Origin of the sequence: Streptomyces sp. NPDC048352, from assembly GCF_040651895.1 — a bacterium.
Taxonomy (GTDB): domain Bacteria; phylum Actinomycetota; class Actinomycetes; order Streptomycetales; family Streptomycetaceae; genus Streptomyces.
Genome location: NZ_JBEZKZ010000003.1, coordinates 1 through 12,339, shown reverse-complemented (window position 1 = coordinate 12,339; position 12,339 = coordinate 1). Strand labels below are relative to the sequence as shown.

Here is a 12,339-nt window from a genome sequence, read left to right as displayed (position 1 = left end):
CGTGATCAGCGATTACGCCGACTTCGGGTGTACGGAGATCATCAACTCCGCCAGGGCCGCGGCCTACGCGGAACCCTCCTGCCTGCTGACGAGCTGCAACACGTGCCCGGACATCGCGGCAGCGCTCAACGATGCCCCGTACGTGGACCCCGTGACCGACCCTGCGCCCTGGTATGACGCGGCCGTGCCGGAGTCCGCCGACTTCCTCGGCGTCATGGGGATGAACGTGGTCGGGTTCTCCCAGTCCACGCTGTCCCGCGACCCCGTCCAGCTCGTAGGCGACGGGGCCGCCCTCGGTATCGCGCGCCGCTCCCACCGCGAGATCACGTACACCGTCCTCCTCCTGGCCCTGGAGGAGTGCGCGCTGGCCTACGCCCTGGAGTGGCTGGCCTCTGCGCTGCGCGGTGCCCCCTGCGAGGGGAGTTGCGGCGGGGACGAGCTGGGGGTGTTCGCCTGCTGCCCGACCGGGGACGGCACCGGGGAGCTGCGCCATCTGTACGGCGTGGGGCTCATGAACGGCCCGCAGATCACCACCGTCCGGTACTACCCAGAGGGCATCATCGCGGAGGCCACGTTCACGCTCGCGGCGTCGGTCCCGTATATCTACCGCGAACCGCTCCAGACCCTCACGAACTGGGTGAACCTCGCCAGCGGTGACCTGGTGACGGTTGACCCGGACGAGATCTACGGGGACTGCGTGGAGGCAGCCCCGTGCCTCGAGGATCCGTTGTGCCCGCCTCCTCCGCTGCCGATCCGGGCACCGGTGCCCGTGGACGCGTGCTACCCGACCGGGTCGGCGAGTTTCCGCCGGTCCGTCGTCGCCTTGTCCCCCCAGGATCAACCGGAGTGGCTGGAGGCCGTGCCGGTCCTGGAGCTGGAGACCGGCGCGAGCGCGCTGCGCCGCCTTGTGGTGCGCTTCTGGGCCAACCCCCTGGGCGGGGACTGCCAGGAGGTTGCGGACCCCTGCGCGGCGTGCACGGACATCCAGATCCCTTACCTGCCGGCCGGGGCCAAGCTGATCGTTGACGGCCGTACGCAGACGGCAGAGGTGGAGTGCAACGCCGGATCGCTGGACGCCTCCACCAGCGAGCCGATCCTCTACGGGCCGTTGGGCCAGAGCTTCGAGTGGCCGGTCTTCTCGTGCCCGACCGGCGTGTGCATCGAGATCCTGTCCACCTCCGCGACGACGGCCGCGGACGCCCGTGCGCGGGTCCTCCTCGTTCCCCGATCGGACGTGGGCTGATGGCCACGCTTGGGTGCGCACAGGAGTACCGCGCCGTCATCCACTGGCGCGGCGGCAGCCTGCCGTTCACCTCGCCGGGCGTCTCCGCGCTCACGTCGGTCTCCTGGAACCGGACGCTCAACGACACGTCGGAGGCGTCCATCACGATCGCCAAGGGAGCGGCCGGCGCGGAGTGCTGCGCGCAGCTCGGGCAGATCGAACCCTTCGCGCACGACCTGTCCATCTACCGGGACAGTGAACTCGTCTGGCAGGGGCCCGTCTTCCGGGTGACGGAGAACCGTAGTCGCTTTCTGATCGAGGCGCGCGACGTCACGGAGTGGCTGGCCCGCACGGTCAACACCACGTTGCTGCGGTACGTCAGCACGAACCCGCTGGACGCAAAGCACCAGGGGCCGGTGCAGGAGATCGCGGAGTCGATCATCCGGGAGAACCTGCTGGGCGGGCTGTTCGCCTCCGGGCCGGACTGGCCGGGCATGGTCGACTACATCGTCCGCCAGGACGACACCGTGAACGCCCGGTACGAGAAGGACGGCAGTGCCGACACCGAGATCTGGATCGTGCCGATTCTGCGGATCTTGGACGAGGAGCTGGTTCCGCGCGGCCTGGAGTACACCACGGTCGGCCGCGCCCTCGTTCTCGGCAGGCCGCAGACGACCGCCGATCCAGCCCAGGCCCGCCTGACGCTTGACGCCTTCGCCGGCGACGTGGAGATCGTGCGGGACGGCACGAACGCGGCCTCCTTGGTCTGGGTCACCAACCAAGAAGACCAGGACATCACCGGCAGCCAGTACGGGGTGTCCGGTGTCGTCAGCGCCTACTACGGGCGCTTGGACCACCTCATCCGCACGACCGCCGAGGGTCTGACGGCGTACGACCTGTGGCAGCTCGCCCGAGGCTCCTACACCGGCCGCAACCCGGTGCCCACGTCGCTGCGCATCCCGGACGGCGCCGGCCTTGCCGCGACCGCCCCCGTGTCCATGCGGCAGCTCGTGCCTGGTGTCCGTATCGACGTCGCGGCCACCGGCATGTGCATGGGCCTGTCCCAGCCGTACCGGCTGTCCGACGTGGACGTGGACTGGGGCGACAACGGCGAGAACGTCGGCATCTCCCTCATCCCGCTTGGCGACCCGTTCGTAGGAGACCCCCCATGACCGCCCTTCCAGGACAGCGCGCTGCCCAGCGCACCGTACGCGCGATGACGTCGAGTCAGCGGGCCCTCGGCCGCTCCGCTCAGGCCGCGGCCGGCGGTCTGGCCACCGCGATCGGGTGGGGGTGGGTCGACGGCCAGCACCTGGTCGTAGACCTCGCCGCGCAGCCCGGACAGCAGACCCGCCCGGCGGCGCTCGCGTGCGGGTGCGCCGGCCGCTGCCGGGGCGAGTGCCCGCCGCCCGAGGACGGCGAGGACACCCAGACCGACACACAGGAGAGGCAGGGATAGAGATGGCCCGATGCGGATGCCAGGGGGGATGCTCCTGCGCGATCACCGGCGCCGGGGCGGTCGACGTCACCGGGAACGGGTCGGCTTCGAGCCCCTTCGTGGTGAGCGTCGACCGTGCCGAGCTGCTCCAGGCCGGACCCGGGATCACCTACCACCCGGGCACAGGCACGATCAGTGCTCTGCCGTCGACCGACCCCGGGAACGCGCTGACTTTCGGTAGCGATAACGGCGTCTTCGTGTTCCCGGGCGCCATCGACTTGTGCGCCGAATACTTCACGACCGACGGCGCGGGGGACACCTGTCTCAAGCCCGGCAGCATGGGGCTCCGCCAGATCGTTACCTACTCCACGGCCGGCACCTTCAACTTCACCAAAGCGGACTATCCGTGGTTGGCCCGGGTCAGGGTCAAGGTCCAGGCCGGCGGCGGAGGCTCGGCCGGCGCCTCGGCCGCGGCTGCCGAGTCCATCTGGCGAGCCGGTGGAGCAGGGGGCGGGTACGCGGAGGCATTGATCAACGTCGCCTCGCTCGCGGCCGTGGAGACCGTCACGGTCGGCGTCGGCGGAGCGGCAGGCGCGTCCGCCAACGGCGCAGGCGGCGCGGGCGGTAACAGCAGCTTCGGCGCGCACGCCACCGCCCTCGGCGGCACCGCTGGCGCGGCCACCATGGCCACGGGCTCCACCATCACCACCGCGAGCGGCACAACCGGTCCCGCAGCCGGCACCGGGTCCTGGGCCATCGGCGGCGGTGCCGGGGAGGGCGCGATCCGGCTGAGCGGGAACGCCGGTATCGGCGGCGCTGGCGGCTCCTCGCGCATGGGCCACGGCGGTGCCTCGCGGGCAACTGCCGGTGCGGGCATCGTGCCGCGAGGCTACGGCGGAGGCGGAGGCGGGGCCGTCTCCGCGAACGGCGCCGCACAGGCCGGCGCAGCCGGCGAGCGCGGAATCGTGATCGTGGAGCTGTACGGATGAGCCCCGGCCACTGCCCTCCGCCGACCTGTCCGGACATCCCCTGTCCGGACACTGTCCGCGCCCTGTCCCCGCAGGTCACCGCCGTCCCGCTTCCGTGCCCGGACGCGAGCACGGACACCCCTCGCCCCGTGTCCGGACGCTGTCCGCACAGGGCTGTCCTCACCCCCTTGGAGGTCCCCATGTCCCTCATCCCGACGACCGTCGGCAGACCCGCCGTCGGAGCCTCCCGCCGTCATCTGGAGCGTGCGTAATGGCCACCCCACTCTCTGCCGACCGGTTCCTTCGTGCCCTCCTCGAGGAGGGCCTGGACGTCGTCCAGGTCTCCGGCTGGGAGACTCACAACAGGAACAGCCGCGGCCCCTGGGGGCCCGTCCACGCCGTGATGATCCACCACACCGTCACCCGAGGCACGGCATCCACCGTTCGCATCGTGCGTGACGGATACTCCGGCCTCCCCGGCCCGCTGTGCCACGGCATGATCGCCAAGAGCGGGCAGGTCCACCTCATCGGTTACGGGCGCACGAACCACGCCGGGCTGGGCGATCCCGACGTCCTGCGCGCCTTGATCGCAGAGGCCCCCCTACCGGTGGATGACGAGGCCACGGTCGACGGCAACCGGCACATGTACGGCTTCGAGTGCGAGAACGCCGGCGACGGCACCGACCCCTGGCCGGACGTGCAGCTCCTTGCAATCGAGCGGGCGTCCGCGGCCCTGTGCCGCGCCCACGGCTGGGGAGCGCGCTCGGTCCTCGGTCACCTGGAGTGGCAGCCCGGCAAGCCGGATCCGCGCGGTTTCACGATGCCGTCCATGCGGGACCGGATCGCGGCCCGCCTCGGTCACCCCCTGCCGACCACACCGCTGCCCACCCCGTCCCGCCCGGTCGTGTCCCTGTCCCGGCTGGTGGCTGCCGCGCGCAGCAACCCCCGCATGATCGGCACCCCGGTCACCTACGCCGGGGTCATCACCGTGGAGGCCGCCCTCGTGAACGAGGGCCTGCTGTCCAAGAAGTTCCAGGACGGCCACTACGGCACCACCACCGTCACCGCCATGAGCGAGTGGCAGGAGGAATGCGGCTTCCGTGGCCGCCAGCCCGGACAGCCGGCGGACGGCATCCCCGGCCGGACCAGCCTCACCCGCCTCGGCGCGAAGCACGGCTTCGACGTCGCCGCCTGAAAAGGAGTACACCGTCATGGACACCACCCTGGACGCCGCCTACTGGTACGGCCTGCTGCTCTCCTTCGTCCTGCCCGTCCTCGTCGGCCTGGTGACCACCCGCGTCACCCACGCCGGGACGAAGGCCGTGGTGCTGCTGGCCCTGGCCGCGGCCGACAGCTTCATCACGGAGCTCGCGGCCGGCGGCCCCGGCTGGGACGCCAGCAACGCGCTGGTGCTCACCCTGGTCAACTTCGTGATCGCGGTCGCCTCGCACTTCGGCCTCTGGAAGCCGACCGGCGTCGCTCGCCGGGCGCAGGACGCGTTCGTCAAGGCGGCATGATTCTGTGGCTGCAACCGGAGTTCCCGCCCTGGACACGTTGCTGGTGTGGGGCGGTGCCGTCACCATCCTCGCCGGCGCCGGGACGGTGGCCTGGCGCGTGGTCCGAGGCGGTATACGGCTCGGGCACCGCGTGGATCACTTCATTGACGACTGGTACGGAGAGCCGTCCCGCCCAGGCATCCCGGCCCGGCCCGGAGTGCTGGAGCGGGTCGGCGCGATCGAGGACCGTCTCGGCCGCGTCGAGCACGAGCTCTACCCCAACAGCGGCGGGTCACTGCGGGATGCCGTGGACCAGGCGAACGCACGGCTCTCGCGTCTGTGTCTGGACCTTGAGGAGAGTCCTCCGTTAGGCCCGCCGGACGAGACCGACCCCCCGCCGCCTGCCGCGGTCCCGTGACCGAGCGCCCGCCCCTACGACTCCGGGGCGGGCCGTGTGCGCCTCGCCCCCGACCTGCCGCCTGCTGGGGCACCCCGGACCGGGCCGGTGTCATACCCGGGCACTAGCTTCGGACCCGTCCGTGCTGGTGCTACTCGGACCCCTTGTGCGCCCTGTCCGGCGGTGGAACCCGGGCGGGGCGCACTCCTGTGTCCGGACGCCCGGTCCGTGGTGTCCGGACACCGTGTCCGTGGCCCGGCCGTGATGAGAGTGTCCGCCCCCTGTGACGTGCGAGGACACCTGTCCGGACAGGGTGTCCTCCTGGTGGTCAGGCGACGGGCTGCCGGGGCTCGGGGCGCCAGTCAGGGTTCTCGACGTTCCGAGCCACCGTCCAAGTCTCCTCACCTCTGCGGCACGTGAAGATCAGGCGCATGGGGTGCCCCTCGTACTCCTGCTGCCACGAGTCGTACGTCTTCCCCGTCATCCAGGTCCCCGGACTCGTGCGGTCGAGCGCGAGCGGCCGGCCGCGGCCCACCTGGAGGTCGGTGAAGGTCAGTTCTCGCCCGTCGTCGTCGGCCTCGTCCACGCGGGGCCGGAGGCGGAACGGGCCCCAGACGTGTGCCGCGATCTGCTCCGGCGAGGGGCTGTGGGGGCTGAGGAAGCCCAGACGTTGCTGGGTGGGGGTGTGGTCGTAGTCGTCATCACCGACCCGGACCGTGACCGAGTCCAGGCGACCGAGGGCGTCCGGGCCGGCGAGGTGCACAAGGAGCTTGGCCGCGTGGTCGCCTTCCTTGGTCAGCGTGAACTCGAACTGCGGAGTCAGCTCCGCGAGCCACCGATCCCGCTCGATCCGAGCTACAACCTCGGCCGTCTTCCGGGCCTCCTCGGCCGTGTCGCTCGCGCGGCCGGTCGCCTCCCACGCGGCGGCAGCGGCCACGACGCTGAGGAACGCGGCGACGAGCGCGGCGCGATCCTTGCCCAGTTGGTCCAGAGCGGTGAGCAGCACCACGCCGCCCACGGTGGCGATGAACGCGAGCACGAGCAGCAGGCGGCGGCGTCGCCTGCGTCGATCTATGTCCGTCATGGAGGGAGGGTAGGGCCGGGGTCCGACACGTGGCCCCGGATCAGGCGGCCTTGACCATGTCGCTGCGGGTGGCCTCGGCCCACGCGATGAGCAGCCGCCGGTACTCCTCGGCCCGCCGGTCGTCGTCGGGCTGCTCTATCAACTGGCGGATCGCCTCATTGATCTGGGCAGCGGCAGGGCGCAGCGGGCCGTCAGGCCGAGGGTGGGGAGGCACGGGCGCCACGTTACGGGCCGGGTCTGACAGCGGGATGAACTACGCCCCCATACGGCTCGGGGCTGTAAGGGGGCGCGTTCCGGAGTACCGTCCTGAGTGTCGAGGTCAGAACGGAGTACGGAGTTCAGTATGCCCCTTCCCACTGATGAGCACATCGGCACGCGCGTACGGATCGCCCGGAACGCGGCTGGCCTCACCCAGGTAGAACTGGCCGGCTTCCTGTCGCGTACGGAGTCCTGGGTTGCCAACGTCGAGAGCGGACGGCAGTCCCTTGACCGGTACAGCGTCATCACGGCCATCGCGGAGCGCTGCGACGTGGACGTGGTCTGGCTGCTGGGCCAGCCGTACCGCCTCCAGCGCAGCGGGGGTAGCCTGGCGCACGCTCACATCCCGGCTCTGCGCACTGGGTTGCGGCGGGCCGGGCTGATCCTGTCTGGGCACCCAGGGCTTACCCCCCAGGGAGGGCCGGTGGACATGGTGGCCATTGCCGAGCGCACGAACAAGGCCAATGTTGCCCGGCAGGCCGCGAACCTTCCCCAAGTCGCAACCCTGCTCCCGCCACTGGTCGAGGACCTGAACACGGCTGTTCTCACCGCGACCGGCACCGCGCGGGAGGAGGCTTTGCGTCTGCTCGCTGACGCCGCCCGTACGGCCCGGATGTGCCTCAACCAGCTCGGCTACCCGGACCTGGCGTGGTCGGCCGCCGAGGTGGCCGCCGGCGCCGCCACGGCCCTTGACGACCCGGTGGTCAAGGCCGCCGTCGCCTGGGACCGATGTGGCGCGCTGCTGCACCAGGCGTCCCTGCGGGAGACCATCGCGGTCGCGGACGCCGCGCTGCGGGACCTGGAGCCCCACACAACTGGCCGCGGCCGGGATCAGGTGGCGGTGTCCCTGCGTGGCGCGCTGCACCTCCGGTGCTCGATCGCCCATGCCCGAGGCGGGCAGAAGGATGACGCCTGGGCGAGGATCGACGCCGCGCTGCAGGACGCCGATCAGCTCGGCCCGTCCTGGTACGACCTGGAGCGGCACACGGTGTTCGGCCGGGGTACGGTCGCGGTCCACGCGGCGGAGGCCGGGGTGGAGGTCGACCAGCCGGACGCCGGGCTCAAGAAGGTGCCGAGGGTGAACATCGGCGAGATTCCGAGCAAGGAGCGGCGCACGCACTTCCGGATCGATGAGGCCCGCGCGCTGCACCGCATGGGACAGAGCCCGTCGGCCGTGGTCAAGCTCCGGGAGGCCGCTGCTGCCGCGCCGTACTACGTGTACGCCGACCCGATGAGTCGGGCCCTCGTGTCTGACCTCGCGCGGGTGGGCGTCCCGTCCCAGGCCGGCGCCCTGTCTGGCCTCATCAGGAACATGGAACTGGCTGGGTAACTCAACCCGTGAGTCGAACAGTTGACGCCCCCTAGATTTTCTAGGGGGCGCGCTGCCGCCCGCCCGTCACCCTCGGAAGGTCACTGCCCGTGCATGTGTGATCACCCCAGGGAGTAGCGGCGATGGAGCCGATCGATACCCGACAACCGGGCGCCGCAGTACGCGCATACGCCAGCCTGCTGGACTGGCCGTTGACTGTGGGCTACCGGCACCGGCCGCGGCAGGGGTGCACCTGCCAGGCTGAAAAGTGTCGGACGCCCGGCGCACACCCGGTGCCCGGCTCTCCGACCTTTCGGGGTATGGAGGAGACCCTGCGGGAGCTGGACTCCTCGCCGGGCGCCGGCCTCATCGCCTGGACCGCCGCGTTCGACGCGCTGGTCGTCCCACGCGCCCTGGGCCTGGCCGCCATGGTCTCCCTGGACCGTGTGGCTCCCGTCCCCTGCCTGATCACCGCCGACCACGCCGTCCTCCTGGTACTGCCGTCCACCGGCCGGTACGCCGTGGGGGACGTACCCGGTGAAGTGCGCTCCGGCCCGGACCAGTGGATCGCGGTCCCGCCGACGCATGACGTGCGCTGGGACACCGCCCCCTGGGTCGAGCACACGGCAACCCCGGTGCCCCTGCTCCACGGCCGGGACGTCGGTCAGCACCTACGGGAGGCCAAGCACGCCGCCGTGGCGGAGGTACAGCGATGACGGTCCAGCACGTGACCAGCGGGGCGGAACGGCAGCTCGCGACCCAGCACTGGCTGTCCTCGGCATCCCCTGACCCCGCGCAGACGCGCCGGGAGTGGCAGGAACGCCCCGTCGCCATGCTGTCGTGCGGGTCACTGTTCGCGGCCGTACGCATCCCTGCCGACCTCGTCCAGGCAGCCGCTCAACAGACCGACGAGGCGCTGATCGACGTCTACCTCGCCGGCGCCCTCCACAACGGGCCGGTCATCTGCGACCGCTACGCCCACTGGTACTACGCCCTCGTCCCGGCGAGCACCGCCCGCCGGTGGGACGTGCCGCACACGGTTTGCCTCGGGAGGAAGTCGAGCCTTGGCGTCCCTCGCCCGGGCATCAACAGGGCGTCCGGTGAGCGTCTGTACTGGTCAGTTCCGATGGATTCCGCCGCGGCGCTCTGCTCGCCCTACGCGGTGGTCCAGCTCGTGATGCACGGCCGGTGAACGGCTTATGGACCTGGATGGACCGGCAGCGATGGGTGGATCGGCGGTGGGGGGTGGGGTGGCGGCAGTGGATCTTCTGCACGCTCATGGTCCTGCTCTGGCTGGGCGTGATTGCGGCGTACGTGTTGGCGACTGAGTGGGATGAGGATGGCCTTGGAGCACAGCAGAGCGGCGGAGTCGACGAGGTTGCCCGTTCGCATGCCACAGGAGGAGCTGAAGCGTCGCAGGGTCCTCGCAGAGCTCGCGCCCGTCACGGTGGACCTGTTTGCCGCTGCGGGCGTCGAGCACCTGCCGGCGGACGCAGTGGGTGGGGACCGACTGTCCCGTCCGGGTGGTACGGCGTGAGCGGGCTGCCGACCCTGCCCGACGCCCTCGGCCTGTCCACCCGTGTACCGGGCGACCCGATCGAAGCGCTGCGTAAGCGGATGTGGTGGGATCACTTCTACTCCGCCCGGGAACCCGAGGAGAATCTCCCCTTCACGAAGCAGGAGCTGGCCGGCATCCGGCGGCACGTGCTCGGTGCGGGGATGAGGACGGCAGTGGACATCGGCAGCGGCTGGGGCGTGCTGACGACGGCACTCGCACGCGAGGGGCTGCGTACCACCGGCTATGACTGGTCGCCGGTCGCGGTGGAGCGCGCCCGCGAGTTCTGGTCCGGCGAGAAGCGTCTGTCCTTCGAGGTCCACGATTTCCTGACCGACACCGCGCCCCGGACGTTGACGCCGGGCAGTGTGGACGTCCTGTCGTGCCGGCTGGTGCTGCCGTACCTGGACGTGCACCGCTTCATGACGGATGCCCGGCGCTGGGTCAAGCCCCGCACGGGCGTGGTCTACGTCGTGGTCCAGGTGTGGGAGAAGCAGCCCGACGGCTACTTCCGCGGCTACCCGGACGAGCTGATCGAGCAGTTGCGGAGGGGCTGGCTGCACACGGAACGCTGGGACCTGGACTGGTCACCGGAGTTCACCGCGCTGGCCCTCACCGGCCCGACCGGGTATTGAGCCAGCCCACCTCCCCACCTACATGCGAGGAGACGACGTTGCCCGCCCCCGACCCCGAGTTCCTCCCCGGGATCGTGGTCGGCACCCGTGACACCGGAGCGGAGCGCCGGTCGTCACGCTCTACCAGCGGGACGGGTTGGGGGCGCTGTGAAGATGCTCCAGCTGATGAGCGAACGGTTTCAGCCGATCTCCGGGAGCTATCGCACCACGCAGCGCATACCCCGGTCGCGGGGGCGGCGGCCTGGCTAGCGTCGCCGAACACCGTCCCAATGCCGCGCGGCAGTTCTCTACGTACGGCGCGCCCCGGCCCACACCCCGTGAGGGGCTGGTCAGCTCGGGGCTTCCAACCGCTCCACCACGACAAGAGACAGGTAACCGAATGACCCATCTTGAAACTGCCGATCCCGAGGCGCTGCGCACCGCGATGGTGGACCAGCTCGTCAGGGCGGGCACCATCCGCAGCAAGCAGGTCGAGGCCGCGTTCCGGACCGTTGCCCGTGACGAGTTCGCCCCCGATGCACCTCTCGTTCAGGCGTACGCCGCGCACGAGGCCGTGCCCACGAAGAAGAACGAGCACGGCATCACCATCAGCTCCGTCTCGGCCCCCGACGTCCAGGCGATGATGCTGGAGCAGGCTGAGGCCCAAGCGGGGATGCGGCTCGGTGAGATCGGCTCCGGGGGCTACAACGCAGCCCTGATGGCAGAGGTGGCAGGACCGGGCGGCACGGTCGTCACCATCGACATCGACCCCGAGGTCACCGACCGCGCCCGACAGCTGCTGGACGCGAACGGATACGAAAGGGTTCGGGTCGTGCTCGCGGACGCCGAGCATGGGCTCCCCGACGCCGGCACCCTGGACCGGCTGATCGTGACCGTCGGTGCCTGGGACATCCCCCCTGCCTGGACCGATCAGCTCGCAGAGGACGGCCGGCTGGTGGTGCCGCTGCGTATGCGCGGACTGACCCGCTCGATCGCCTTCGACCGCGACGGCGAACGCCTCGTGTCCCGGTCGACGGAGGTCTGCGGCTTCGTCACCATGCAGGGCGAGGGCGAGCACACCGAACGCCTGCTGCTGATCCGGGGCAAGGAGATCGGGCTCCGCTTCGACGACGGATGGCCCGCGGACCCCGACGCCCTGAACGGCGTGTTCGACACCGACCGGGTGGAGAAGTGGACGGGGGTCACCGTCGCGCCGGCGGAACCTATCAAGGGCATGCAGATGTGGCTGGCCTCGGCGCTCGACGGGTTCTGCCTGATGTCGGTGGACGCCGAACTGGACACCGGCCTTGTCGCCCCGCAGAACAAGCGGGCCAACATCACCCTCCTCGACGGCGACTCCCTCGCCTACCTGGCCATCCGCAAGACCGCCGACGGCGCCGAGTTCGGCGTCCACGGCTACGGACCGAACGCGGAAGCCGTGGCCGACGCCCTCGTGGAGGAGCTCCAGAGGTGGGACCGCGATCACCGGCAGGACGAGCCGGTCATCTACGCCTACCCGGCCAGTACCCCCGAAGCCGACCTGCCCGCCGGGCGGGTCATCACCAAGCGGCACCGCCGCATCGTCATCTCCTGGCCCCAGGAGGGCCAGGCCAGCAAGAGCACCATCACCGAAAAGGAGAAGTGATCATGGTTCAGCAGATCCAGCACGCCACGACCGGTGCCAACGAGTTCAGCCTCGACGTGCGGGTGGTCGAGGCCGGAGCGCCCATCGCGAGCCTGCTCCAGGACACCGGCGACGGCTGTGGCAGCACCTGTGCCAACGGGGCCACGGCCTGCGTCTCCCTCGGCGGCGACACCGCCTGACCCGGGCCGCTGTGAGGTGAGGTAGGGCACCAGCCGGCCGCGGCACTGCACCTCACCTCCCACCACCCGCCGCCGGGCACACGTGCCGCTGCCCACCCTGGCGCAGGCCGCGGCCCCCGCCGAGCTGCTGGCCTCCCGCACGAGCGAGTCGGCCCGGGCTGCCCTGCGCATCGC

General features: G+C 70.9%; 15 protein-coding genes. 13 read left to right on the top strand and 2 right to left on the bottom strand.

What is annotated here, in order from left to right; genetic code table 11:
* The first annotated feature begins 1 nt into the window (after position 1).
* The 7 genes from AB0D45_RS02375 to AB0D45_RS02345 all read left to right on the top strand — a co-directional run bounded on the left by AB0D45_RS02375 (position 2) and on the right by AB0D45_RS02345 (position 5,542).
* On the top strand, positions 2-1,243 hold the full coding sequence (locus tag AB0D45_RS02375) for a hypothetical protein (RefSeq protein ID WP_362454907.1): 1,242 nt from the start codon (positions 2-4) through the stop codon (positions 1,241-1,243).
* A complete protein-coding gene (locus AB0D45_RS02370) occupies positions 1,243-2,394 on the top strand; it encodes a hypothetical protein (protein ID WP_362454906.1) in 1,152 nt (383 codons plus the stop codon). The genes AB0D45_RS02375 and AB0D45_RS02370 overlap by 1 nt, the downstream gene beginning before the upstream one ends.
* Positions 2,395-2,438: 44 nt before the next feature.
* A complete protein-coding gene (locus tag AB0D45_RS02365) occupies positions 2,439-2,681 on the top strand; it encodes a hypothetical protein (RefSeq protein ID WP_362454905.1) in 243 nt (80 codons plus the stop codon).
* Positions 2,682-2,782: 101 nt separating this feature from the next.
* Positions 2,783-3,649 carry a hypothetical protein gene (locus tag AB0D45_RS02360; RefSeq protein WP_362454904.1) on the top strand — a complete coding sequence of 289 codons (867 nt, stop codon included), beginning with the start codon at positions 2,783-2,785 and terminating at the stop codon, positions 3,647-3,649.
* 250 nt (positions 3,650-3,899) lie between these two features.
* Complete coding sequence (locus AB0D45_RS02355) at positions 3,900-4,823, top strand: N-acetylmuramoyl-L-alanine amidase (protein ID WP_362454903.1); 924 nt, start codon at positions 3,900-3,902, stop codon at positions 4,821-4,823.
* A 16-nt stretch (positions 4,824-4,839) separates the two neighbouring features.
* Entirely contained in the window at positions 4,840-5,145 is a 306-nt protein-coding gene (locus tag AB0D45_RS02350; protein ID WP_362454902.1) for a hypothetical protein, read from the top strand.
* A 4-nt stretch (positions 5,146-5,149) separates the two neighbouring features.
* A complete protein-coding gene (locus AB0D45_RS02345) occupies positions 5,150-5,542 on the top strand; it encodes a hypothetical protein (RefSeq protein WP_362454901.1) in 393 nt (130 codons plus the stop codon).
* Between the two features lie 307 nt (positions 5,543-5,849).
* On the opposite strand, the gene AB0D45_RS02340 is transcribed toward AB0D45_RS02345, so the two are convergent.
* Positions 5,850-6,605 (bottom strand): hypothetical protein, encoded by a 756-nt coding sequence (locus tag AB0D45_RS02340; RefSeq protein ID WP_362454900.1) that lies wholly within the window; start codon positions 6,603-6,605, stop codon positions 5,850-5,852.
* A 40-nt stretch (positions 6,606-6,645) separates the two neighbouring features.
* On the bottom strand, positions 6,646-6,819 hold the full coding sequence (locus AB0D45_RS02335; RefSeq protein ID WP_362454899.1) for a hypothetical protein: 174 nt from the start codon (positions 6,817-6,819) through the stop codon (positions 6,646-6,648).
* A 129-nt stretch (positions 6,820-6,948) separates the two neighbouring features.
* On the opposite strand from AB0D45_RS02335, the gene AB0D45_RS02330 reads away from it, so the two are divergent.
* From AB0D45_RS02330 to AB0D45_RS02305, 6 genes are all read left to right on the top strand, one after another.
* Positions 6,949-8,193: a helix-turn-helix domain-containing protein gene (locus tag AB0D45_RS02330; protein ID WP_362454898.1), complete on the top strand. Its 1,245-nt coding sequence runs from the start codon at positions 6,949-6,951 to the stop codon at positions 8,191-8,193.
* Between the two features lie 299 nt (positions 8,194-8,492).
* On the top strand, positions 8,493-8,888 hold the full coding sequence (locus tag AB0D45_RS02325; RefSeq protein ID WP_362454897.1) for a hypothetical protein: 396 nt from the start codon (positions 8,493-8,495) through the stop codon (positions 8,886-8,888).
* Positions 8,885-9,364: a hypothetical protein gene (locus tag AB0D45_RS02320; protein ID WP_362454896.1), complete on the top strand. Its 480-nt coding sequence runs from the start codon at positions 8,885-8,887 to the stop codon at positions 9,362-9,364. The genes AB0D45_RS02325 and AB0D45_RS02320 overlap by 4 nt, the downstream gene beginning before the upstream one ends.
* A gap of 341 nt (positions 9,365-9,705) precedes the next feature.
* Positions 9,706-10,362 (top strand): class I SAM-dependent methyltransferase, encoded by a 657-nt coding sequence (locus tag AB0D45_RS02315; RefSeq protein ID WP_362454895.1) that lies wholly within the window; start codon positions 9,706-9,708, stop codon positions 10,360-10,362.
* Between the two features lie 379 nt (positions 10,363-10,741).
* On the top strand, positions 10,742-11,986 hold the full coding sequence (gene fxlM, locus AB0D45_RS02310) for a methyltransferase, FxLD system (RefSeq protein ID WP_362454894.1): 1,245 nt from the start codon (positions 10,742-10,744) through the stop codon (positions 11,984-11,986).
* Positions 11,987-11,988: 2 nt separating this feature from the next.
* Entirely contained in the window at positions 11,989-12,165 is a 177-nt protein-coding gene (locus AB0D45_RS02305; RefSeq protein ID WP_362454893.1) for an FxLD family lanthipeptide, read from the top strand.
* The last annotated feature ends 174 nt before the right edge of the window (positions 12,166-12,339 follow it).

Excerpts from the sequence above, each read along its gene's own strand:
- AB0D45_RS02305 (WP_362454893.1), top strand. The coding sequence starts at position 11,989 with ATGGTTCAGCAGATCCAGCACGCCACGACCGGTGCCAACGAGTTCAGC.
- AB0D45_RS02325 (WP_362454897.1), top strand. The coding sequence starts at position 8,493 with ATGGAGGAGACCCTGCGGGAGCTGGACTCCTCGCCGGGCGCCGGCCTC.
- AB0D45_RS02330 (WP_362454898.1), top strand. The coding sequence starts at position 6,949 with ATGCCCCTTCCCACTGATGAGCACATCGGCACGCGCGTACGGATCGCC.
- AB0D45_RS02355 (WP_362454903.1), top strand. The coding sequence starts at position 3,900 with ATGGCCACCCCACTCTCTGCCGACCGGTTCCTTCGTGCCCTCCTCGAG.
- AB0D45_RS02350 (WP_362454902.1), top strand. The coding sequence starts at position 4,840 with ATGGACACCACCCTGGACGCCGCCTACTGGTACGGCCTGCTGCTCTCC.
- AB0D45_RS02370 (WP_362454906.1), top strand. The coding sequence starts at position 1,243 with ATGGCCACGCTTGGGTGCGCACAGGAGTACCGCGCCGTCATCCACTGG.
- AB0D45_RS02320 (WP_362454896.1), top strand. The coding sequence starts at position 8,885 with ATGACGGTCCAGCACGTGACCAGCGGGGCGGAACGGCAGCTCGCGACC.
- AB0D45_RS02365 (WP_362454905.1), top strand. The coding sequence starts at position 2,439 with ATGACGTCGAGTCAGCGGGCCCTCGGCCGCTCCGCTCAGGCCGCGGCC.
- AB0D45_RS02340 (WP_362454900.1), bottom strand. The coding sequence starts at position 6,605 with ATGACGGACATAGATCGACGCAGGCGACGCCGCCGCCTGCTGCTCGTG.
- fxlM (WP_362454894.1), top strand. The coding sequence starts at position 10,742 with ATGACCCATCTTGAAACTGCCGATCCCGAGGCGCTGCGCACCGCGATG.